General features: G+C 43.1%; 17 protein-coding genes. 5 read left to right on the plus strand and 12 right to left on the minus strand.

Going from position 1 to position 22,557, the window contains the following annotated elements:
• Positions 1-340: 340 nt before the first annotated feature.
• A complete protein-coding gene (gene recJ, locus ACFFGT_RS14760; protein WP_377023302.1) occupies positions 341-2,044 on the minus strand; it encodes a single-stranded-DNA-specific exonuclease RecJ in 1,704 nt (567 codons plus the stop codon).
• 83 nt (positions 2,045-2,127) lie between these two features.
• Here recJ and ACFFGT_RS14765 point away from each other — a divergent pair, with 83 nt between their 5' ends.
• On the plus strand, positions 2,128-2,898 hold the full coding sequence (locus tag ACFFGT_RS14765) for an MBL fold metallo-hydrolase (protein ID WP_377023303.1): 771 nt from the start codon (positions 2,128-2,130) through the stop codon (positions 2,896-2,898).
• Here ACFFGT_RS14765 and ACFFGT_RS14770 read toward each other — a convergent pair.
• The 3 genes from ACFFGT_RS14770 to gcvP all read right to left on the minus strand — a co-directional run bounded on the left by ACFFGT_RS14770 (position 2,895) and on the right by gcvP (position 6,958).
• Positions 2,895-3,314, minus strand: a complete 420-nt coding sequence (locus tag ACFFGT_RS14770; protein WP_121233748.1) for a response regulator — start codon at positions 3,312-3,314, stop codon at positions 2,895-2,897. The two genes, ACFFGT_RS14765 and ACFFGT_RS14770, sit on opposite strands and share 4 nt — an antisense overlap.
• A gap of 203 nt (positions 3,315-3,517) precedes the next feature.
• A complete protein-coding gene (locus tag ACFFGT_RS14775) occupies positions 3,518-3,829 on the minus strand; it encodes an antibiotic biosynthesis monooxygenase family protein (RefSeq protein WP_377023304.1) in 312 nt (103 codons plus the stop codon).
• Between the two features lie 237 nt (positions 3,830-4,066).
• Complete coding sequence (gene gcvP, locus ACFFGT_RS14780) at positions 4,067-6,958, minus strand: aminomethyl-transferring glycine dehydrogenase (protein WP_377023305.1); 2,892 nt, start codon at positions 6,956-6,958, stop codon at positions 4,067-4,069.
• Between the two features lie 230 nt (positions 6,959-7,188).
• Between gcvP and ACFFGT_RS14785 the strand changes: the two genes are divergently transcribed.
• The gene (locus tag ACFFGT_RS14785) at positions 7,189-9,552 is read left to right on the plus strand and encodes a T9SS type B sorting domain-containing protein (RefSeq protein WP_377023306.1); all 2,364 of its coding nucleotides are present in this window, start codon (positions 7,189-7,191) and stop codon (positions 9,550-9,552) included.
• On the opposite strand, the gene ACFFGT_RS14790 is transcribed toward ACFFGT_RS14785, so the two are convergent.
• Positions 9,535-10,266 carry a pyridoxine 5'-phosphate synthase gene (locus tag ACFFGT_RS14790; protein ID WP_377023307.1) on the minus strand — a complete coding sequence of 244 codons (732 nt, stop codon included), beginning with the start codon at positions 10,264-10,266 and terminating at the stop codon, positions 9,535-9,537. The genes ACFFGT_RS14785 and ACFFGT_RS14790 overlap by 18 nt on opposite strands.
• Before the next feature lie 55 nt (positions 10,267-10,321).
• Between ACFFGT_RS14790 and ACFFGT_RS14795 the strand changes: the two genes are divergently transcribed.
• Together ACFFGT_RS14795 and ACFFGT_RS14800 are read left to right on the plus strand one after the other, a co-directional pair.
• Entirely contained in the window at positions 10,322-10,858 is a 537-nt protein-coding gene (locus tag ACFFGT_RS14795; protein WP_377023308.1) for a hypothetical protein, read from the plus strand.
• A complete protein-coding gene (locus tag ACFFGT_RS14800; RefSeq protein WP_377023309.1) occupies positions 10,839-11,837 on the plus strand; it encodes a polysaccharide deacetylase family protein in 999 nt (332 codons plus the stop codon). Before ACFFGT_RS14795 ends, ACFFGT_RS14800 begins: the two co-directional genes overlap by 20 nt.
• 1,216 nt (positions 11,838-13,053) lie before the next feature.
• Here the strand turns inward: ACFFGT_RS14800 and ahcY are convergent.
• From ahcY to ACFFGT_RS14825, 5 genes are all read right to left on the minus strand, one after another.
• Positions 13,054-14,370 carry an adenosylhomocysteinase gene (gene ahcY / locus ACFFGT_RS14805; RefSeq protein WP_377023310.1) on the minus strand — a complete coding sequence of 439 codons (1,317 nt, stop codon included), beginning with the start codon at positions 14,368-14,370 and terminating at the stop codon, positions 13,054-13,056.
• Between the two features lie 119 nt (positions 14,371-14,489).
• Complete coding sequence (locus ACFFGT_RS14810; RefSeq protein WP_377023311.1) at positions 14,490-14,948, minus strand: PIN domain-containing protein; 459 nt, start codon at positions 14,946-14,948, stop codon at positions 14,490-14,492.
• Entirely contained in the window at positions 14,941-15,174 is a 234-nt protein-coding gene (locus ACFFGT_RS14815) for a UPF0175 family protein (protein ID WP_377023312.1), read from the minus strand. The genes ACFFGT_RS14810 and ACFFGT_RS14815 overlap by 8 nt, the downstream gene beginning before the upstream one ends.
• A gap of 42 nt (positions 15,175-15,216) precedes the next feature.
• Positions 15,217-15,600 carry a bactofilin family protein gene (locus ACFFGT_RS14820; protein WP_377023313.1) on the minus strand — a complete coding sequence of 128 codons (384 nt, stop codon included), beginning with the start codon at positions 15,598-15,600 and terminating at the stop codon, positions 15,217-15,219.
• Positions 15,601-15,717: 117 nt separating this feature from the next.
• Complete coding sequence (locus tag ACFFGT_RS14825; RefSeq protein WP_377023314.1) at positions 15,718-16,584, minus strand: M23 family metallopeptidase; 867 nt, start codon at positions 16,582-16,584, stop codon at positions 15,718-15,720.
• Positions 16,585-16,785: 201 nt separating this feature from the next.
• Here ACFFGT_RS14825 and ACFFGT_RS14830 point away from each other — a divergent pair, with 201 nt between their 5' ends.
• Positions 16,786-17,196, plus strand: coding sequence for a BrxA/BrxB family bacilliredoxin (locus ACFFGT_RS14830; protein ID WP_377023749.1), 411 nt, complete (start codon positions 16,786-16,788; stop codon positions 17,194-17,196).
• Between the two features lie 425 nt (positions 17,197-17,621).
• Here the strand turns inward: ACFFGT_RS14830 and ACFFGT_RS14835 are convergent, their stop codons facing one another.
• Complete coding sequence (locus ACFFGT_RS14835) at positions 17,622-20,015, minus strand: ABC transporter permease (protein WP_377023315.1); 2,394 nt, start codon at positions 20,013-20,015, stop codon at positions 17,622-17,624.
• 162 nt (positions 20,016-20,177) lie between these two features.
• The gene (locus ACFFGT_RS14840; protein WP_377023316.1) at positions 20,178-22,538 is read right to left on the minus strand and encodes an ABC transporter permease; all 2,361 of its coding nucleotides are present in this window, start codon (positions 22,536-22,538) and stop codon (positions 20,178-20,180) included.
• Between the last annotated feature and the right edge of the window lie 19 nt (positions 22,539-22,557).

Raw genomic sequence — 22,557 nt, forward strand, 5'->3', positions numbered from 1 at the left:
GTCTGAACCATGATTTATGGGATTCATGGATTACCCTGATATTAAATATCTTTTAATCGTCATTGCGAGGTACGAAGCAATCCCAAATTGACAGAGCCACCCGGTATAATTTAAGATTACTTTGTTCCTTATAATGACTTAATTATAATTATTGATTATCAAATATATTTTCCGATCAACTTTATAAATATGGGCGTTACCTGCGGCCCGGGCTTTTCGTTCCAAGTCCTCGCCTTTCCTGCCCTCATTTCCAACGCTGTGGGCTTTCCACTACAATCCCTAACGCGGCCCCCCTCAACATCCCCGGCAAAGCTAAAAACCAATCTCCAATCGCTAACCTCTAACCACTAAATCGTATCCCCTTCACATTCAACTGTATCGTTCTTCTTTCGCGCCAAACGTTTTCTTCTATCGAGTAACACATTTCAAACGGCATGCCCTGTTTTAATTGTTCCAGGTACTGGCCGTGGTTAAAGGCTATGCAATCAAATACTGCCGAATCTTCCTGCATTACGCTCATTTTAATGTGCGAGCCACCCACCAAACCGGCGTTACCACTAACATACACATTTTTACTTATGAAAACCGGCGCCATATTCTCAGGGCCGAAAGGAGCAAACTGATTCAAGATCCTGAAAAATTTGGGTTCTATCTGGCTTAAACGTAATTCGGCGTCAATTTGTATCTGCTGTATTAATTGTTCCGGTTTTATCGTCGAACTTACTACCTCTTCAAACCTTTCAATAAAAGCTTCCAAATTTTCGGGCTCCATTGTCAAACCGGCTGCATACTTATGCCCGCCAAACTGGATCAGCAGATCTTTGCAACCGCAAAGGGCCTCGTACAGGTCATATCCCAAAACAGAACGGGCCGAACCGGCCACATGCCCGTTTGAGCGGGTAAGAACAATAGTTGGGCGATAATATTTTTCGGTAAGGCGCGATGCCACAATGCCGATTACGCCCTTGTGCCAGCTTTCATTGAAAACCACGGTTGATTTACGGGCAACCAGCACCTCATCATTTTCTATCATACCAAGCGCTTCGTCGGTAATGGTAAGGTCATGTCCTTTTCGTTCGGTATTGCGCACGTTGATCATGGCGCTTTTTTCTTTGGCAACGTCTTTATCCGTAGCTATCAGCAATTCAACAGCATGTTTGGCATCATCTATCCTGCCGGCAGCATTTATCCGCGGACCAAGCAAAAATACCACATCCGATATGGTATAGGTCCCCGTGCGGCTAGCTATCTCCATCAAAGCTTTAACACCGATACACGGATCGGTATTTATTTTTTGCAGACCGAAGTGTGCTAACACCCGGTTTTCGCCGGTGATGTGAACAATATCACATGAGATGCTGATCACCACCAGGTCGAGGTAACAGTTCACTTCTTCAACAGGGATATCGTTCTTTTCGGCATAGGCCTGGATCAGCTTAAAGCCAATACCGCAGCCCGATAATTCTTTATAAGGGTACTCGCAATCCTCACGTTTGGGGTCAAGTACTGCTACCGCGGCCGGGATTGAAGCTCCTGGTAAGTGGTGATCGCAGATAATAAAATCGATGCCTTTTTCATTAGCATAATCAATTTTATCAATTGATTTAATGCCACAGTCAAGCGCTATGATCAGGGTAATACCGTGCTCAGCAGCATAGTCAATTCCCTGTGCCGAGATCCCGTAACCTTCCTTATAGCGGTCGGGGATATAATAATCGATGTTAGGATAAAGCTTTTTGAAAAAGCTGTAGGTTAGCGCGACAGCTGTGGTGCCATCTACATCATAATCACCGTAGATCATGATCTTTTCGCCCGCGGCAAAGGCTTGCTCAATGCGGAGAATAGCCTTTTCCATATCCTTCATCAGGAATGGGTCGTGCAGGTGCCGGTGATCGGGCCTGAAAAAATAACGGGCATCTTCAAAGGTAGTGATACCGCGCTGCACAAGCATGGAGCTTAAAACGGTATCGATGTTGAGTTCGGCGGCTAATTTTATTACATCATCATGGTTTGTATTATCCTTTAGCGCCCAACGTTTATTCATATCTTTGCAGCTTGAAACAGTAAATATACTTATGCTCTGTTAAAGAGCCAAAGGTACATTCAAAATCTGATACTACGTTTACTATGGAATTTTTTGCTTTAGGTGAGGGTTCGTATTCGGTTGATGCAACCAAGAAATTTATCCCCTTCAACCCGGAAATGGATAACCCAAAGGATCGTCCGGCTTCATTGTTCATCCACGTTAACCCTTTCCTCATCAAAACAAGAACCGACCTGATAGTATTGGATACCGGGCTTGGTTTTAAAGATACCCGCGATGAACTGATGTTGCATCAAAACATCCGCAACGCAGGTTTTGATCCGGATGATGTTACGTTGGTGATGATGTCGCACTTACATTATGACCATTCGGGCGGTTTGGTAGTGGAGCGCAATGGTAAGTTAGTACCGAGCTTTCCGCAGGCCGAGCATGTGATCAATAAACAGGAATGGGAATTTGGGATCAGCGGCAAAGGCTCATCATACCATGTCGAAATATTTGAAGCTTTGCAGGCAAGCGCCAGGATCACTTTTATTGAAGGCAATGGCGAGTTTAAACCCGGTATCAGGTATGAGCACTCGGGCGGTCACTGCCCCGCACACCAGGTATTTTGGTTTGATATGGAAGGCGAAAAAGTATTTTTTGGCGGCGACGAGCTTCCCGAGCCTGAGCAGTTACTAAGAAAGTTCATAGCCAAGTACGACATGGATGGCCGCAAGGCTATGATGCTGCGTGAAGAATACGGAAAAAAGGCCGCCGCCGAAGGCTGGAAATGCCTGTTTTACCATTCCAAATCATTTGCTATCGGAACGGTTGAAACAGAAGGCGACCACTTTAAAGTTAAACCGGTTTAGCTTTCTGTAGCTACCTCAAAAAGTTCCTTTATTTTTTCAACGTTAAGCGGCTTGGAGATAAAATCCTTCACCAGGGGGTATGAACGCGCTTTGTTGATATCGTTGCTGAAAACGGATGATGAAATGATATAGATTTTGCTTTTACCCAGGGGATCAAGATTGAGGCGCTTATACTCATCCAAAAATTCCCAGCCATTCATAATGGGCATATTAATATCAAGTAAAATATAATCGGGCAGTTTATTAGGGTCTTTACGCTGAATATCTGAAAGCTGCTCTATAGCATATTTCCCGTTCAGGCAAGCCATAATTTCTGTGTTCAGTAAAGCTTTCTTTATCAGTTTTATGGAGATGAAGTTGTTTATCTCGTCATCATCAACCAGTAATACACTAATGGCTTTATTGTTAATGTTCATATCTATAATTTAAGCACTCCCTCTTTATACGAGGCCACGATTTAAAAAGTTATATTCCTTATAGTTGTAAATCCTAAAAATGTGGATCTCGCAAAATTCATTTAAATAACCCATTTATGGGGCATTTTATTTTAGTCAGGAAATTAAATAAAGTATAAAAATTGGGAAACCTAAGGTAAAAAACTAACCGTAGATACTATGATTTAAAAAGTATAATCATGTTCAACCCGGCAAATGCGCACCTTATAATTCAGGTACCATTTATCGCGTCCCTGCTGCTGGGCAAACAAGTGCCTTGCATTAGCTTTCCAATTCTTAATGGCATCCACCGACTCCCAATAAGACACCGTAATTCCGACATTGTTACGCGCCGACTCAACACCCAGGAAACCTTCCTGCTGCCGGGCCAGTTCAACCATTTCAACAGCCATATCGCCGTAGCCTTCGTCAATATTGGTGCGTACAGAAGTAAATATCACTGCGTAGTAGGGAGGTTGTGGGGTTTGGGCAATCATGCTTTAGATTCTTAAATGTGCAGATTTCAGATGTGCAAATGAATAAAAAATGTGCAGACAATTCATCATCATCTGCACATTTGCACATTTATAATTTGCACATCTTTTAAATGTACAGATTTCAGATGTGCAAATGAATACAAAATATACAGATGATAGATGTGCAAAATAAAAAATGTGCAGATAAACATCGTTCACCTGCACATTTGCACATCTATAATCTGCACATTTTATCGCTTATTCAATCACGCTTTCTTCAAATTCATACTCTTCAAGCGGAGGGCATGAACAGATCAGCGTTCTGTCGCCATAGGTATCATTAACCCGGCCTACCGAAGGCCAGAATTTATTGGCAGCTACGTAAGGCAGCGGGAATGCAGCTTTTTGACGGCTATATGGGTGCTCCCATTCGTTGCCGGTTATTACAGCTACGGTATGAGGTGCATTTTTTAACGGGTTGTTTGTTTTATCAGATAAGCCATCAACCACATCAGCAATTTCATGACGGATAGAGATCATGGCATCGCAAAAGCGGTCAAGCTCGTGCTTTGGTTCTGATTCAGTTGGCTCAACCATTACCGTACCCGCTACCGGGAACGAAACTGTTGGCGCGTGGAAACCGTAATCCATTAAGCGTTTGGCAATATCTGTAACCTCGATGCCTGCTGATTTAAATGAGCGGCAATCCAGTATCATTTCGTGTGCACAGCGGTTGTTGGCACCAGTGTACAATACCGGGTAATGTTCCTGCAGCCTTGCTTTAATGTAGTTGGCATTCAGGATAGCGTAACGGGTGGCGTTAGTTAAGCCTTCGGCGCCCATCATAGCAATATAAGCATGTGATATGATCAGGATTGAAGCCGAGCCCCATGGCGCTGCAGAAACGGCATGGATTGATTTACCCCTGTCGATATCAACTACAGCATGGCCTGGCAAATAAGGCACCAGGTGCTTTGCAACACCAATAGGGCCCATGCCAGGACCGCCGCCACCGTGAGGGATACAGAATGTTTTATGCAGGTTAAGGTGACAAACGTCGGCACCGATATTGGCCGGACTGGTTAAACCAACCTGGGCATTCATGTTAGCGCCGTCCATATAAACCTGGCCGCCATTTTCATGAATGATCTCGCAAATTTCGATGATGCTTTCTTCAAATACTCCGTGGGTTGATGGGTAAGTAACCATCAAACATGAAAGTTCATTTTTATATTGCTCAGCTTTGGCGCGCATATCGGCAACATCAATGTTACCGTTATCGTCGCATTTAACCACCACTATCTTCATACCGGCCATAGCTGCCGATGCAGGGTTTGTACCGTGTGCTGATGATGGGATTAAAGCAATGTTGCGGTGGGTATCACCCCTGTCATGATGATAGGCACGGATCACCATTAAACCAGCATATTCGCCTTGAGCGCCGGCATTTGGCTGCAGGCTCATCGCTGCAAAACCGGTGATCTCGCTCAACCAGTTGTTGATCTCATCAAACAGCTGCATATAACCGCCAACCTGATCGGTTGGTGCAAAAGGGTGAATTTTGCTAAACTCGGCCCAAGTAACAGGCACCATTTCGGTAGTAGCATTCAGTTTCATAGTACATGAACCTAAAGCTATCATCGAGTGACATAAAGAAAGATCTTTTGCCTCTAATGATTTGATATAACGCAGCATTTCATGTTCAGACCGGTGGGTATTGAACAAACTGTGGGTTAAGTAAGCCGAAGTACGCTGAAGCTCTGTTGGAATAACCGTTTCAAGGCTTGCATTGATGCCGTCAAAATCAACATCGTTAAGCGTTTTGCCTTTTACTTTGGCGAAGAACCTTACCATGGTTTTGATATCCTCAACCGAAGTTGTTTCGTCAATTGCAATGGTAACTATCGAACCTTCATAGTTCAGGTTCATTTCGTTATTTAAAGCCTCAGAATGAATAGGGCCAGCAAGATGGCCTACATCAAACTTAACGGTATCAAAATAAGCTTCATTTAACTGCTCATAGCCAAGCTGTCCTAAGGTTTTGGCTGCTAACACTGCTAAACCATGAATCCTTTCGGCAATAAGTTTGATGCCATCGGGACCATGGTACACGGCGTACATACCGGCCATAATGGCTAATAGTGCCTGTGCAGTACAGATATTTGAAGTTGCCTTATCGCGGCGGATGTGCTGCTCGCGGGTTTGCAGCGCCATACGCAGGGCATAGTTATTGGCGCTATCGATAGTAACACCGATAATGCGGCCCGGGAGTGAACGTTTATACTCTTCTTTAGTTGCAAAGAAAGCGGCATGCGGGCCACCAAAACCCATCGGCACACCAAAACGCTGCGATGAACCAACAACGATGTCGGCACCCCATTCGCCCGGAGGCGTTAACAGGGCAAGGCTCATGATATCGGCAACAACAGTAAGTTTAATGCCTTTTTGATGCCCTTCTGCAGCAAAATCAGCATAGTTATAAACTGCACCATTACCGGCGGGGTATTGTACTATGGCGCCAAACATATCGTCGGTTAATTCAACGGTACGGTGGTCGCCTATTCTTAACTCAATGCCATAAGGCTCTGAGCGGGTTTTTAAAATATCAATGGTTTGCGGAAACAATTCTTCCGAAACAAAGAAAACATTGGCACTGTTGTTTTTGCGAAGGCTGTACTGCATAAACATAGCTTCGGCAGCAGCCGTACCTTCGTCAAGCAATGAAGCATTGGCAATTTCCATACCGGTAAGGTCAATAACCATGGTCTGGAAATTTAACAAAGCCTGCAGGCGGCCCTGCGCAATTTCGGCCTGGTACGGGGTGTACTGTGTATACCAGCCGGGGTTTTCAAGAATATTACGCTGAATAACGCCCGGTACAATTACATCATAGTAACCTTTGCCGATAAATGACTTGAAAACTTTGTTTTTTGAAGCAGTTTGCCTTAAAGTGTTCAGGTAATCGAACTCGCTTTTTGCTGCAGGCAGGTTAAGCGGTTTGGTAAGCCTGATCTTTTGCGGTATTGTTTGCCCTATTAATTCATCAAGTGAATTTACACCGATGGTTTTTAACATTTTGGCCGTGTCGGCCGCACTTGGAGCAATGTGCCTCGACTGAAACTGCTCCTGATAGGTTGTACTCAACTTCATGAATTAATCGTCCCTCTTAAATTTACCGCAAAGGTACGGTTTTACAATATGAGTAACAATTAGGTAATATGATATTGACAGTACATTTACAGTAAAAAAATGCATTATCCATTGGGTTTATATACTCCTTATTTTAAATCCCCGTAAAAATCGTAACTTACTGGCGGGCAACACCTCCCAACATATAAACCAATTAATTTATAAACTAACATTCAGATTAAGGCGGCGTCATGAAACACAGGTTGTTTCTGTTTATATTTTTTTTGCTGGCCAGTGTGCGTGCATGGTCATCGGTATTTACCGTTACCAGTAATGCCGATGCCGGGCCGGGTACCTTGCGCGATGCCCTTACTAAAGCCGCGGCCAACGGAACCGTTCAGCAGGATGTTATTAATTTTAATCTGCCCAGTCAGGCCCCTATAACGTTGTTTACCCAATTACCCGAGGTTACCTCAAACCTAATTATTGACGGAAGCACACAACCGGGGCAAAAACTTGGTAAAAGCGACGCCAGGGTTTATATAATACCTGATGTAAGTTATACTTTCCCGGGCACCAAAGCAGGCGCATTGATCATGACCGAAGTTACCGATGTTGAAATTTATGGCCTGTGTATAAAAGGGTACAATGGCACACTGACAAATTTTAACGGGAACCTTCTTTTTACTGCTATATCAGCTTATGATTGCACCAATATCACCATAGGCGCACCAGGTAAAGGAAACGTTTTCAGCGATAATATCTATGGCGTTTATTGCGGTACCAACTCATTAACCGATTCAAAAAACAACGATAACATAGTTATCAAATCAAACTTTATTGGTTACGATGAATCTGGAACAAATGTTTTTGAATTAGGCTATGCGCTTGATATCACTGCTGATAATTCAATAGTAGGAGGCAACGCATCACAAGACAGAAACTATTTAGCCACAGCTGTGGCCCTGAACGGGATTGATAATAAATTTATCAATAATTCGCTTTCGCTTGATGTAAACGGACAGTACAACCGCGGTGGCGGCTCAATCCTTTTACGGTTCCAGGGAAGCAACGCACAGATAACCGACAATGATTTTTGCGCTACAACATTTCAGTTTGTATCGGTAAACGGGTTCTCGTTTGTACGCAATAAACAAAGCAGCATACCAAGCAGTATACAAGGTAATTCGGGCATGTCGTTATTTAAATGCAGCAATGCATTTATAGGCGATGATAATGATAATGATATCAATATTTTCAGCAATGATGGCGGCGCGTTCTATTCGGTCGAATCAACCAATATCACTATAGCTAAAAACAGTATCTCCTGTAATACAATACCTTATCTCATATCACAGGGCACGGATATCCCCAATATTAATGTACTTGTAAATAATGCCACCGAATTTTCAGGAACAGCATCGCCCGGGGCCGCTGTTTACATTTATAATGATAATACCGATTGCTCCGTTTGCAACCCGGTACAATACCTGGCTACAGTTACTGCCGATGCCGGGGGGAACTGGAAACTTAACGGCGATCTTCACAATAAAAAGCTGGTGGCAAATGCCACGCTTAATAATAGTTCGTCTGAATATACCCAGCCCTTCATTTCATCAGCAGCAGCCGATTACGTTAAGGTTAATCCAACTTGTTTTAAAAATAACGGATCAATTACCCTGCAAAATTTAAAGAATGTTATCGGGGTAGACTGGTATAACGATCAGAACCAATTGGTACAGTCGGGAGGCCCTAAGCTGGTAAATGCCAGTGCCGGCACCTATTATGCCAAATGTTATAACGGCAATTGTTTTGCTCAATCTATCCCGGTAACTTTAACAAGCTCAAATCCAGGTATAGATGATTCAGGGCTTCAAAAAGTCAATGCCTCCTGTGATGCGGCCAACGGCAGCATCAGTAACTTAAAACTAATAAATACCAATGATGCCACGCCGCCATTAAAATGGACAAATGAAGCCGGGGATAATGTAGGCAGCACGCTGGATATTGACAATCTTCCCGGCGGTACCTATACCCTCACCGTCGACCCGGAAGGCTGTGCTATACCGTATCACGTTACCCTTCTTAACCAGGAGCTTGTACTCGATCCGCCATCGGTGAGCAGTTTCCAGTTATGCGGCCCCGGCGAAGCCATAATACCGGTAAATGCCCCTGTAGCAACATCTACCTACAGGCTTTATGCTAATGAAACCGATGCCACACCGCTCGATGAGGAAGCTAATGGCAAATTTAAAGTGAACGTTACTGCAAACCGGAGTTATTACATAAGCCAGTTTAATAACGCGTGCGAAAGCACCCGTACAAAAGTTGACATAAGCGTAGGCCTTTCAAACCTGAGCATAGCCAATGTAATAACCCCTAATGCCGATGGTGAAAATGATTACTGGCAAATACCTGGCATTGAAAATTACCCGGCTGCAACAATTAAAATATTTAACCGTTACGGGCAAAATGTATTTGATTCAAAAGGATATGCCCATCCTTTCAACGGCACGCAAAACGGCCGTAAACTACCATGCGGCACCTACTATTACATTGTTAACCTTAATAGCAGCTGCGGGATCCGGTCGGGAAATTTAACTATTATCAGGTAAAGCCAGTTGCCTCAGGTACATCTGGATGGTATTTTCCAAACCGTAATATAAGGCGTCGCTTACCAGGGCATGACCAATACTTACTTCAAGCAGGCCGGGTATGTTTTCGGCAAAATATTTCAGGTTATGCAAATCAAGGTCGTGCCCTGCATTGATGCCAAGGCCAACACTTTGAGCTACTTTTGCAGCCTCAACATAAGGAGCAATAGCAAGTTCTTTTCCCTGGTGATAATGGGTGGCGTACCCTTCAGTATAAAGCTCAATACGGTCGGTGCCTGTTTTAGCAGCGCCTTCAACCATTTCTGGCAGGGGATCAACAAAAATAGATACCCGGATACCGGCTTCTTTAAATACCGCTATCATATCTTTTAAATAATGATAGTTGGTGATGGTATCCCAGCCGTGGTTTGAGGTGATCTGCCCTAATACATCGGGTACCAGGGTAACCTGCTCAGGCTTATTGGCCAGCACCAGGTCGATAAATTTTTGTTCCTGGCAATTGCCTTCGATATTAAACTCGGTGGTAACAATTTTTTTGAGCTCAAATACATCGTTATAACGGATATGGCGTTCATCGGGCCGCGGATGCACAGTTATCCCCTGCGCACCAAAACGTTCACAATCTTTTGCAACCTGGATCAGATCAGGATTATTACCACCACGCGAATTACGAAGCGTGGCTATTTTGTTGATATTGACAGATAGACGGGTCATACTTCAAAGTTATACATCATTTAGATAAATTGCCCGATATATTTAACTTTAAACCATGAAGCCTAAACAATTTGTTATCGAGCTGGCTATACTAATAGCCCTGTATTTATTCATAGTTATCGGTATACGTTTTTTATTGGGTATCTTTTTTGGGAATATAAGTTTAGATATTTCACCACATGACACCTATTTCTCACTTCCTTTCAGCTGGATAAATTTTACGTTATTTCCCTTTATACTACTTACAGTTGTTGTTTATTTGATTCGGGCAATAATTAACCGCTTTAAAAAGCCTATTTTAAATATCATACTGATAATAAGCAATCTATTTTTAATAATTTTAACTCTTGAGATTTACAAAATAGTTTTGTTTTTTGAACAGGAAGCAATTCCCGCAGGCAACGGATGGACAATTTATCCTCCCCTTTCTGCACTTCCTAAACAACAGCCAATTTCCCTGTTATCAGAACGTCCGCATTTTGATCATTATGTAATAACTTTTATCATCATTTTTATGTTAATATTGGTTGTAAGCAGTATCCTTACGGGCAAAAACTGGAGAACTAAAACTAATGAACCAACAGCTCAATAAAATAATATTATCCCTTTTTCTGGCAGCAGGTATTTACACAGATGCGTTTTCGCAAACCATCTACCGCAAAATCGAAAACTACAAAGTTTACTATGGTTGGGCGCATAACTATCCGCAGGATTGGATGATCCTGCGTCGTTTTGATAATGAAGGGCGCAATTACCTGCTGATGGTAAACCCGCAAACGCTCGAAACCAAGATAAACGAAAGCAGTTTTTACCAGGTAAAACCCATGACCATGGAGCAGGCCCGTGATTTTTTTAAAAGCACACCCTATAAAAAAGCACTCGACAAAGCCGAAAAACAATCCATAAGTATCCAGGATGCAGGCATTGAAAGCGGCATCCCCAAACAAACCGGCATCAGCCTCACTGCCGATCTATGCCCATCGCACCGCCCGCTGGATAAACGCATTTTCACTGATATTTTTACTGAATTTAAAAAGGTAGAGCGCCCGGTGCCGATAGCACTTTCTGTAACCGGTATTTGGATGCGCCAGCACCCGCAGGACCTGGCCTGGCTAAAACAAATGCAGGCCAACCGCGAGATCTATATTACCTGGATTAATCATTCCTTCAATCACCGGGTAAGCCTGAAAGCTCCGCTTAAAGAAAATTTTTTACTTGAACCAGGCACCGATATCAATTATGAAGTACTGGAAACGGAGAAGGCTATGCTGCGTAATGGGCTGTTACCCTCTGTATTTTTCAGGTTCCCCGGCCTCGTGTCCGATCAGCAGTTGGTATACCAGATCACCAACTTTGGCCTTATCCCGGTGGGTACTGATGCCTGGCTGGCTAAAGGTCAGCAGCCTCAAAACGGGAGTATTGTACTTATTCACGGTAATGGCAACGAACCTGTTGGAGTCAATGATTTTATAAAACTGTTACAATCAAAAACACGGTCAATTGCCGGTAAACAATGGTTGCTGTATGATTTACGCGAAAGTGTGGATGAAGAGTTTAGCGAAGCGCCGTAAGGTTTAGTTAGCAGTAGGCAGTGGCAGTTAGCAGTAGACATGCAGACTTACGAAGTTTTAAAAACTCCGTAAGTCTTTCTAAGCAACAAATTAAAGCCCCTTTCTGGCGCAAGTCTTGTTTGGTTGGCATGCGGGCGGATGACTTGTTGCCTTTAGGACAAGGCAGGCAAAATAAAAGCCCCATAGCACTCGCTGCATGGGGCTTTAAACCTAAACCTTATCACAAATCCGGGTTTGGACACCCGTTATTGAATTGTAAATTTAATATGATTTTTAATATTTGTATCGCGTTTGTTACAATTTAATTCTTTTGTATCGGATAGTATTCCTTGATATTAATTTCTCAGTTTTTCATATTATTTACGAAAAAATTCACAATTGAAACCCAATTCACATATAAACCCCGTTGCATGTTAAAACAAGATTACTTAAGTGTAAACAATGTTTTAAGTCAAGGTACCTTAAAAACACAGGAATTCTTTTGCACGAATCTTGTAAGGCTGGTATGTAGCGGATAATTTGTACTGTAGAAGTCGGAGAAATCGCATTTGCAGTTTAGAATGTTTTATGGTTTAGTCTGATCTTTTACAGCAGTTCTGATTGCAGTAACAATCGCAACAATAAATAACAATGTAAGGTAGATGCATGTAATGGCAACATCCCAAAACAGGAAGGATCCCTGCTTCGCCGGCGCTATAAAACTTAATAACAGTTCCCCATACAATCACGTTTGTGTGCCTGGCCTTCGGGAGGATGACTTGTGCTTTTCGAGTTGGGTTACTGAAAATAATTAAAATACTATAAAGAAAGCTGTTTTTTGCGAAAGTCTTGTGTGGCTGGCCTGTGAGAGGATGACTTGTGCCTTTCGAAATACATTCAGCATTTAAAGCATAGAAAGCACAAGTCCTCCACCTATTTTGGCGCAAGTCTTGTGTGGCTGGCCTGTGAGGGGATGACTTGTGCCTTTCGAAATACATTCATTTAAAGCTTAGAAAGCACAAGTCTCCCACCCCTATTTCCGTCCCTCAAGACTTGCGCTATAAAAGGCTCCTCATTAAATAAAAGAAATAAAGCACGAGCCATCGCTATTCCTACCCTCAAGACTTGCGCTATCGACAGGAACAAAACAAAAAAGGCACGGTTTAAAAAACCATGCCTTTCATATTTTCAAAACAAAAACCTTTCAGCTTTCGCCTTTAACCTTTTACCTAAAAGATTAGTACCTGTAATACTCCGGTTTAAACGGACCTTCAACAGTTACACCGATGTATTCGGCCTGATCCTGGTCAAGTACTTCCAGTTCAACACCAATTTTAGCAAGGTGCAGACGGGCTACTTTTTCATCAAGATGTTTTGGCAGGGTGTAAACTTTGTTTTCGTAAGCACCGCCGTTTGTCCAAAGCTCAAGTTGAGCTAAAGTTTGGTTGGTGAACGAATTACTCATTACAAAGCTTGGGTGACCGGTGGCGCAACCTAAGTTAACCAAACGACCTTCAGCCAATACGATAACATCGCTGCCATCAATAGTATATTTGTCAACCTGTGGTTTGATTTCGATTTTGGTATTGCCGTATGCACTGTTTAACCAGGCCATGTCAATCTCGTTATCAAAGTGACCGATGTTACAAACGATAGCTTTATCTTTCAAAGCACGGAAGTGCTCTTCGCGAACGATGTTTTTGTTACCTGTTGCTGTAACAACGATATCAGCTTCTTTAATAGCAGTACCTAATTTTTTAACTTCAAAACCTTCCATTGCTGCCTGTAAAGCACAGATCGGGTCAATTTCAGTAACGATAACACGTACGCCGGAGTTGCGTAATGAATCGGCCGAACCTTTACCTACGTCGCCGTAACCGCAAACAACAGCTACTTTACCGGCCATCATTACGTCGGTAGCACGACGGATAGCATCAACCAGTGATTCGCGGCAACCGTATTTGTTATCAAATTTCGATTTGGTAACCGAGTCGTTAACGTTAATGGCAGGCATTGGCAGGGTACCTGCTTTCATGCGCTCATATAAACGGTGTACACCGGTAGTAGTTTCTTCTGATAAACCTTTAATTGCGGCAATAAGTTCAGGGAACCTGTCTAACACCATATTGGTTAAATCACCACCATCGTCAAGGATCATGTTAAGCGGCTGGCGCTCTTCGCCAAAAAATAAAGTTTGTTCAATGCACCAGTCAAACTCTTCGGCGTTCATACCTTTCCAGGCATAAACAGAAATACCTGCAGCAGCAATAGCAGCAGCAGCATGATCCTGCGTTGAGAATATATTACATGACGACCAGGTAACTTCCGCGCCAAGTGCAATCAGGGTTTCAATTAAAACAGCGGTTTGGATGGTCATGTGCAAGCAACCGGCAATCCTTGCGCCTTTAAGCGGCTGGCTTGGGCCATACTCTTTACGTAAAGCCATTAAGCCTGGCATCTCAGCCTCAGCCAGTTCAATTTCCTTGCGACCCCACTCTGCCAGCGACAGATCTTTTACTTTGTATTTAACGAATGCAGTTTCTACTGATGACATATCGATTTTTATTTTTGAGAGTGCAAAGTTAACTTATATCCTTGTGAAAATGAAATGTTTGGTTTGGGTGTTTGATGACGTTCGATAAATGAACTTGCAACTTAAAAGCTAAATAGATATTAATTTTCTAAGTCCTTTAATATCCGTTCTAACAACAATGGATCTATCCTAAAGTTTGTTGACTTAATCAACTCAAAATATGGCCTGAGCGATGGGATTTTATTTTGTTGCTTAGCCGCAATCAAAACACCTAAGGTACCGGTAAATTTTATATTAAGCTGGCTGGCGAGTCGCCGACCTTTAAAATCATCTACAATAAGTAAAGCATCCGGTACTTCCTGTGCTAAAGCTATAGCGCTTGCTTCGCCCATGTCAACCTGCAAGCTGTAGATGGTTATTAGTTGGGTATTTCTTACAGGCATTACTTGTACCCATTCGGGTAAAGGCTTTTTGAACTCAGCCGCAACCTCTGCCGTGGTTATGATGTGGTTATAAACAGATTGAAGAATATGCAGTGCCTGAATATTATCTAACAAAATCAAACAACTGGTATCTGTAATAACAACGTATTCAACCATTGATCCGGGCTACATCGGCCAATATATCATCGTAGCTATACTGTATATAGTTAACATTCAGTTCAGCCAATACCGCCGGAAAATCAACCTTGTCTATTCCACACATTTCGGCAGCCTGCCCTAACGATAATTTACCTGCTTCATATAACTTGGCAGCAAGAAAACGCACAGTTTCGTCATGCGCTTTTTCAAGCGCATCCGGCACATTTAAAGTCATCGTAGTCATAATATAAAGATACGGATTTCAATATCAAAACAAAAACAAGACTTACGCCTGCAATTGTTTCTGCTTCTCTCCCTGCTGCATGGTCAGGTTGCCGTTATAAACCCCGCCATTCTCCACCACTAAATTTTGTGTTTTGATATCACCTGTAATATGGCCTGTTGCCCTTATTTCAAGCGAAGTGGTAAAAATATCACCGCTTACAGTGCCGTAAACAACAATTTCTTTGGTGTTGATGTTCCCTTTAACCTGTCCCTTTTCGCCCAGGATCAGGCCTTCATCAATAATTACATCGCCGTTAACCAGGCCATCAATACGTGCAAATGCCGGGGCTTTTAAATTACCCTCCAATACACTTCCTTCACTGATGAGGGTTGAGATTGCCTGCAGGTCGAGCGCAACCTTATCTTTTTTAGAAAAAATAGCCATATTGTTAAAGTCTTAAGTTCAAAATCGTAAGTCCTAAGTCAAATACTATTAATCTCAAAGCCACGGGTCATCCATCACAAACTACTGACTTGTGACTTTAGACTCCTGACTTAAAACTTATTTATTCAGGGTTAAAAAATTTACCGGGTTAATTGGTCTGCCATTTTTACGTACTTCATAGTGCAGGTGTGTACCTGTTGAATGGCCGGTTGAGCCAACCTTGCCTATGTTATCGCCAACCGTAACCTGCTGACCAACCTTTACTTCAATTTTTGACAGGTGACCGTACAGGGTTTCCAGATCATTAATATGTTTTATCCTGATACAGTTACCATAACCACCTGCCCATCCCGCAAAAACAACTTTGCCGCTGGCAGTACATTTTACTTCATCACCACGGTTTCCTTTAAAATCAATACCGGGATGAAATTCGGCATGTTCCGAATTAAAAGGATCGCTCCGGTAACCAAAAAACGAGGTAAATGAGCTGATCCGCGGGTAGCCCATCGGGGTAAATGCAATGGTGCTTGTTAAATGTTTAAGATAGTCGTCGTACAGGCTGTAAGCTTCGGTATCGGGCAGCTTTACCCCTTCTTTATTGCTATCGCCACCGGTACCCTTTATGGTGAAACCCTTAAGGCCCCGCCTTCTTAAATACTCGTTTATAGTTTTAAGTTTTACCTCGATAGACTGGATATATGATTGCGCCGTAACCTGTGTATTTACCGGCGTTTTAATTACCGGCACGGTGCCTTTAAGCTTAGCTATTTGCGCCTGTAACTGCAGGTTTTCGGCTTCCTGTGCAGCGCTTTTATGGTGCAGATAAAACACCAGGCCGCCAAGTACTGCAACAACTGTTGCTATACTCCATGCATAGTGCTTAAGCCTGTTAAGGTGCTTGGTTTTTATTTGTAGTGATTTTGTATGCTGCTGGTTTTTGTTGATGATAACAACGGTACTGATATCAGATGTTTTAGATTTCATCAAGTTTAAATAAGTTAGGGTACGCAAGTTATAAATTACCGATAATAAAACAATATTAAATGTATGTAAACAGGTTATCAATAGAATAGCGTTATACGGCATTCGTCAACCAATTGTTATTATTAAGTTTTTATAAACGTAAACCAAGTATCATTTCTTATTTTTGTAATACTGATTTTATTGTAAAGCAAAAAAGAGATGATGTATCCGGAATATTTAGTGACCCCCATGCGGGAAGACCTGACCAAAGTTGGTTTTGAAGAATTGAAAGATGCTGATGCTGTTAAAAACGCTATTGAAGGCGAAGGTACAGTATTTGTAATGGTTAATTCGGTATGCGGTTGTGCTGCAGCTAATGCACGCCCGGCTGCTAAAATTGCTGCTGCTAACGGCAAACATCCCGATAAACTGGTAACCGTGTTTGCCGGTATGGAAAAAGATGCGGTTGACACTGCACGTAACTATATGCTGCCTTATCCACCGTCATCACCAGCTATGGCCCTATTTAAAGATGGCAAACTGGTACACATGATTGAGCGTTACCAGATTGAAGGCCGTCCGGCGCAAATGATTGCCGATAACCTGATCGACGCATTTGAACAATACTGCTAATTGAGCTTAAGGCTGAAAGGCTAAAGCGGAAAGCTAAAAAACAAAAAAGAGCTGAAGGCAAATCCTCCGGCTCTTTTCTTTTATGTATGATAGTACTCTTCCGGAGAGTCTGCTTTAAGCCTTCGGCTTTTAGCTCAAAACGGGGATAAGGCAAAAGCCGAAAGCTCGCCTTTCGGCTTTTGCAGTTTACAACAATCTCATTTCACCTCTATTGTTTAAACTCCTTCTGTATCCCGTATCGTAAAGATAAGCCCAAATGTAAAATACAAAGCGTTACTGGAATGTTATATTTTGTTGCCGCCGGATAAAGTATGATCATGTCATTATAAGTGAAGCGTGGCAATCGCGTACAATACAGAGCGGATTTGCTTCTGTGCGATTGCTTCGTGCCTTGCAATGACATTTTTGATACTCATCTAATCTCCCTACTCCGTTTTCAAGCTTTTTACCGGGTTCATCGTGGCGGCTTTTATGCTTTGATAACTTACCGTAAGCAGCGTGATCACTATGGCGCCTATGGCCGTTAAACCGAAGATCCACCATGACAAATCAGCCTGGTATTTATAATCTTTCAGCCAGCCCTGCATAAAGTAGTAGGCTGTAGGTATCGCCACTAATAACGATATCGACACCAGGATTACAAAATCCTTCGACATTAATTGCCACAGGCTAAATACCGATGCACCTAAAACCTTCCGTACGCCAATTTCCTTGGTACGTTGCTCGGCCATGAACGATGCCATACCAAACAAGCCCATACAACTGATAAAGATAGCCAGCAAGGTGAAGAACCCGGCCAGTTTACCTATCCGTTCCTCGTTAGTGAATTTGCGGGCGTATTCCTCATCGGTAAACTTATATTCGAAAGGGCTTCCGGGAGCGTATCGTTTGTAAACGGTTTCTATCCTGCCCAAGGCATCATGAGCGCTCATTTTGGGATTTAGCCTGATATCAAGCAATCCCGGCGTATCATTATCCAACAAAAATATCGACGCCTTAACCGGCTCATATGGTGATGACATCACCATGTCCTGTATCACACCTATGATCTTGAATTTTTTGCCCCAGTCAATCGTTTCACCAACGGCATGTTTAAAATTCATGAAACGGGCAGCGGTTTCGTTCACAATCATGTTTAACGAATCAGCAGCATTGTTGCGTTCAAAATCACGGCCCTCAATGATCTTCCACTGGGCCACTTTCCCAAACTCCGGACTAATGGTTATGGTACCAAAATCATCCTGCAAACCGGCCGGTTTATCGCGCCAGTTAAGGCCGCTGTTATTTGAATAAACACTCGTAAGCGGGCTGCCCGATTCGGCTATTTCAATAATAGCCCCCGATTTAAGCAAGTCGTTCCTTACTGCTTCAAAATGCTTGTGAATCTCATTTGTACGCATTTCCATCTGCACCAGGCCGGTACGGTCATAGCCTATGGGCCTGTTTTTGGTAAATTGCACCTGCCTGAAAACAATGATGGTACCAATAATCAGCGTAACCGAAACGGTAAACTGTACCACAACCAGCACCTTGCGCGGTATGGCTGCAAAACGCCCCGCCTTAAAAGTACCCTTCAGCACTTTAACCGGCTGAAACGACGACAGGTAAAACGCAGGGTAGCTGCCGGCTATTAAACCGGTAAAGATGCTGAACCCTATACCCAATAACCAGAAAACAACATTTCCCCAAAGCACGTGCATTGTTTTATCGGCCACGGTATTAAACCATGGCAATATCAATTGCACTAACAGCAACGAAACCAAAAAAGCGAACACCGATATCAATACCGACTCGATAAAAAACTGGGTGATGAGCTGGCTCCTTAATGAACCAACAGTTTTGCGGATGCCTACTTCCTTGGCGCGCTTCTCGCTGCGGGCGGTACTCAGGTTCATGAAATTGATGCAGGCCAGCAACAGCACAAAGGTGCCAATGATACCAAACATCCATACAAATTTAATATCCCCACCGGTATTAAAGCCATCTTTAAACTCCGAATACAGGTGCCATTTATCCATGGGATGTAAAAACACTGCGGCTTTAAAACTCACGCCTACATTATCGCCCTGGGCTTTGAGGCCATCAAGCTTTAAATTTTTGATTTCAGCAGTTACCTTATCCACATCTGCCCCTGGTTTTAGCTGGGCAAAGATTTGCCATGAGTTATTGCCCCAGCGGGTACGGGCATTTTTTAACCAGGGCATAGTGGTCATATACAGATCCCAGGGAGCAACAAAGCCCAGGTCCCTAAAATCGCTGTTATGCGGAATATCTTCATACACTCCGGTAACCTTAACATTCCACTCGTTATCAATTTTAACGGTTTTTAACATCGGGTCGGCATCACCAAAAAGTGCTTTAGCCAAGGAGGCCGAAAGCATAATTGACGAAGGGTCCGTCAAACCCGAGCGGGTACCCTTCAGCATTTTTAAGGTAAGCAGGTCGGGCGCTTCGGCCTGCATGTAATTACCTGTTTTGGTAAGCTTTTTATCGCCATAGGCCATGATGTGGGTATCTGTCCAGGTGGAGAGCACCACATATTTAAAGTCACGCTTAAAATCCTCCCGTAGTTTATAACCAAGCGGGATAGGTATAGCGGTTTGAGCGCTCGTAACACCATTAAACATTTGATTTTGCCACACCTGCACAATGCGGTCATGGCTATCAAAATTTTTATTGTATGATAGCTCGTCCCAAATCCAAAGCCCGATCAGCATAGCCACCGCCATCCCCACCGATAGACCAGTAACATTGATAAACGTATGCGCCTTGTTCTTAACAAGGTTTCGCCACGCAATGGTTAAATAATTTTTAAACATGATATTTTGTTCATTGGTTCACTCGTTCATTAGTTCATTGGTGCCTATCGCTATGTTATATGTCTGAACCGGAATTTCAGGAATTAAAGAATTTATGGAATTCCTTAATTTCTAATTCTGTTAATTCCGAAACCTAACCTCTAATCTCCAACCTCTAATCACTTATTCACTCCTCAAATTCTTCACCGGGTTAGCCATAGCCGCCTTTATTGCGTGATAGCTAACTGTTAATAAAGTAATTACCAAAGCACCCAGGCCCGAAGCCGCAAAGATCCACCAGGTAATGGTCGACCGGTATTCATACTTGAGTAGCCAGTTGCTCATGTAGTAATAAGCTGCCGGTATAGCAATAAACAGCGATATGGTAACCAATACTACAAACTCGGTTGAGAGCAGTCGCCACAGGTTGGCCACCGAAGCGCCAAGTACCTTACGCACACCTATTTCCTTAATACGCTGCTCGGCAACAAACGAGGCCAGGCCAAACAGCCCAAGGCATGATATAAATATAGCCAGCACCGCAAATATGGTAGCCAGGTTGCCTATCCGCTGCTCGTCCGAAAACTTGTGTGCATATAAGTCATCATTAAACTTAAAATCAAATGGACTACCGGGGTTGTATTTTTTAAATACCGGTTCAATCTTTTTCAGGGCTTCCTGCATGGACATAGTTGGCTTAACCCGCAGGGTGATGAAGTTAACCCAGCCAGGCAGCATCATAAACACAGTGGCTACGGGCTTGTTGTAGGGCGATTCCATCACCATATCCTTAACTACCCCAATAACGACATGCGGCTGCCCTTGCCACCGCAATACCTTACCTACCGGATTTCTAATGCCGGAAAGTTTTACTGCGGATTCATTGAGGATAAGACCGCCGGTATCAGTAGGAAAACTTCTTGAAAAATCGCGACCCTGGCTTACCTTCCAGCCAACAGTGTGGCCAAAATCATAAGTTACGCCAATGGTGCCAAATGTTGGATCATAACCAGGTGCCTGGCCCTCCCAGGTAAAACCGCTGTTGTTCGACCAGATCTGCGTGGTGGTACTGTTTGATTCGGCCATATCTTCAACCGCGCCTGTCTGGATCAGGTCGCGGCGCATTACTTCATAGTGCCCATAGATTTCGGGCGTATTCATTTCAACAGAGATCAACCCGGCACGTGAATAACCAATAGGCCGGCTTTTAGCATACTGGATTTGCCTGAAAACGATAATAGTACCAATAATGAGCACAATAGAAACCGTAAACTGAACCACTACCAGCACTTTGCGTGGCATCGAAGCAAAACGCCCCACCCTGAAAGTGCCTTTTAAAACCTTTACCGGGTTAAACGACGACAGGTAAAATGCAGGATAGCTGCCTGCTACAATGCCGGTGAACGCGGTAAACCCTAAAGCCATTATCCAAAACCAAATATTGGCGAACGGCAGGGCAATTTCTTTATCGGCAATTTGATTAAAATAAGGCAGTGTTATCAAAATAATGCCTAAGGTAACCACCAAAGCCAGAAAAGCGAACATTACCGACTCGCTCAAAAACTGGTTAATTAATTGCGACCGCATAGAACCGATAGCTTTGCGGATACCTACTTCCTTAGCACGTTTTTCACTGCGGGCAGTGCTCAGGTTCATAAAATTGATGCAGGCCAGCAACAGCACAAATACGCCGATAATACCAAACAACCAAACCATTTCAATACGGCCGCCAACAGATTTACTGTTTTTAAAATCGCTATAAAGGTGCCATTTACTCATCGGAAATACCTGTATGGTTTCGTCATTAATCTTAAAATGTGGTTTGGTAATATTTTTAATTTTGGCTGATACCTTATCAAAATCGGCCTTGTCGGTCATGAGTGTGTAAATGCGGCAACCATGATTATCCCATGCACCCATTTGGGTGCCCCACCAGTTATTCTTGTTATGAAAAGGCAGCATAAACTTTGTTTCATAAAACGAGGTATTATGTGGCAGGTCTTCATATACACCCACAACCTTCAGGTTAGTTTTATTATCAACCTTTACCATTTTGTTGATGGGGTTGGCGGTGCCAAACAGCGAGGTAGCAACAGACTGTGATATAATAAACGATGAGGGGTCGCTGAAATCAGTATAGTTGCCCTTCAGCATTTTTAACGAAAGTATAGCAGGCAGATCGGCTTCGGCCCACATACCGCTTTGCGACAGTTTTTTATCTCCCACAGCAAGGATATGGGCTCCCCACCACGCCAAAGCGGTGTATTTAAAATCCCCGGCATATTTGGTACGGAGCTCGCCGCTCAAAGGCGTCACTGTCGACTCAAACGTTTGTGTTTCGCTATTGGCCGTTTGCGTTACCATAATCTGCCCTACCCGGTTGTAGCTGCTATGATATTTATCGAACGATAGTTCATCCCAGATCCAAAGGCCGATAAGCATGGCCACAGCCATCCCTACCGATAAACCCGCAACGTTAATAAAGGTATGTACCTTGTTTTTAACAATGTTGCGGAACGCGATTTTGATGTAATTCTTTAACATGGTATTTCGTTCAGTTGTT

This window comes from Mucilaginibacter angelicae (assembly GCF_042434235.1).
Classification (GTDB): domain Bacteria; phylum Bacteroidota; class Bacteroidia; order Sphingobacteriales; family Sphingobacteriaceae; genus Mucilaginibacter; species Mucilaginibacter angelicae.

Excerpts from the sequence above, each read along its gene's own strand:
- ACFFGT_RS14800 (WP_377023309.1), top strand. The coding sequence starts at position 10,839 with ATGAACCAACAGCTCAATAAAATAATATTATCCCTTTTTCTGGCAGCA.
- ahcY (WP_377023310.1), bottom strand. The coding sequence starts at position 14,370 with ATGTCATCAGTAGAAACTGCATTCGTTAAATACAAAGTAAAAGATCTG.
- ACFFGT_RS14810 (WP_377023311.1), bottom strand. The coding sequence starts at position 14,948 with ATGGTTGAATACGTTGTTATTACAGATACCAGTTGTTTGATTTTGTTA.
- gcvP (WP_377023305.1), bottom strand. The coding sequence starts at position 6,958 with ATGAAGTTGAGTACAACCTATCAGGAGCAGTTTCAGTCGAGGCACATT.
- ACFFGT_RS14765 (WP_377023303.1), top strand. The coding sequence starts at position 2,128 with ATGGAATTTTTTGCTTTAGGTGAGGGTTCGTATTCGGTTGATGCAACC.
- ACFFGT_RS14835 (WP_377023315.1), bottom strand. The coding sequence starts at position 20,015 with ATGTTTAAAAATTATTTAACCATTGCGTGGCGAAACCTTGTTAAGAAC.
- ACFFGT_RS14785 (WP_377023306.1), top strand. The coding sequence starts at position 7,189 with ATGAAACACAGGTTGTTTCTGTTTATATTTTTTTTGCTGGCCAGTGTG.
- ACFFGT_RS14825 (WP_377023314.1), bottom strand. The coding sequence starts at position 16,584 with ATGAAATCTAAAACATCTGATATCAGTACCGTTGTTATCATCAACAAA.
- recJ (WP_377023302.1), bottom strand. The coding sequence starts at position 2,044 with ATGAATAAACGTTGGGCGCTAAAGGATAATACAAACCATGATGATGTA.
- ACFFGT_RS14840 (WP_377023316.1), bottom strand. The coding sequence starts at position 22,538 with ATGTTAAAGAATTACATCAAAATCGCGTTCCGCAACATTGTTAAAAAC.
- ACFFGT_RS14815 (WP_377023312.1), bottom strand. The coding sequence starts at position 15,174 with ATGACTACGATGACTTTAAATGTGCCGGATGCGCTTGAAAAAGCGCAT.
- ACFFGT_RS14775 (WP_377023304.1), bottom strand. The coding sequence starts at position 3,829 with ATGATTGCCCAAACCCCACAACCTCCCTACTACGCAGTGATATTTACT.
- ACFFGT_RS14795 (WP_377023308.1), top strand. The coding sequence starts at position 10,322 with ATGAAGCCTAAACAATTTGTTATCGAGCTGGCTATACTAATAGCCCTG.
- ACFFGT_RS14830 (WP_377023749.1), top strand. The coding sequence starts at position 16,786 with ATGTATCCGGAATATTTAGTGACCCCCATGCGGGAAGACCTGACCAAA.
- ACFFGT_RS14820 (WP_377023313.1), bottom strand. The coding sequence starts at position 15,600 with ATGGCTATTTTTTCTAAAAAAGATAAGGTTGCGCTCGACCTGCAGGCA.
- ACFFGT_RS14770 (WP_121233748.1), bottom strand. The coding sequence starts at position 3,314 with ATGAACATTAACAATAAAGCCATTAGTGTATTACTGGTTGATGATGAC.
- ACFFGT_RS14790 (WP_377023307.1), bottom strand. The coding sequence starts at position 10,266 with ATGACCCGTCTATCTGTCAATATCAACAAAATAGCCACGCTTCGTAAT.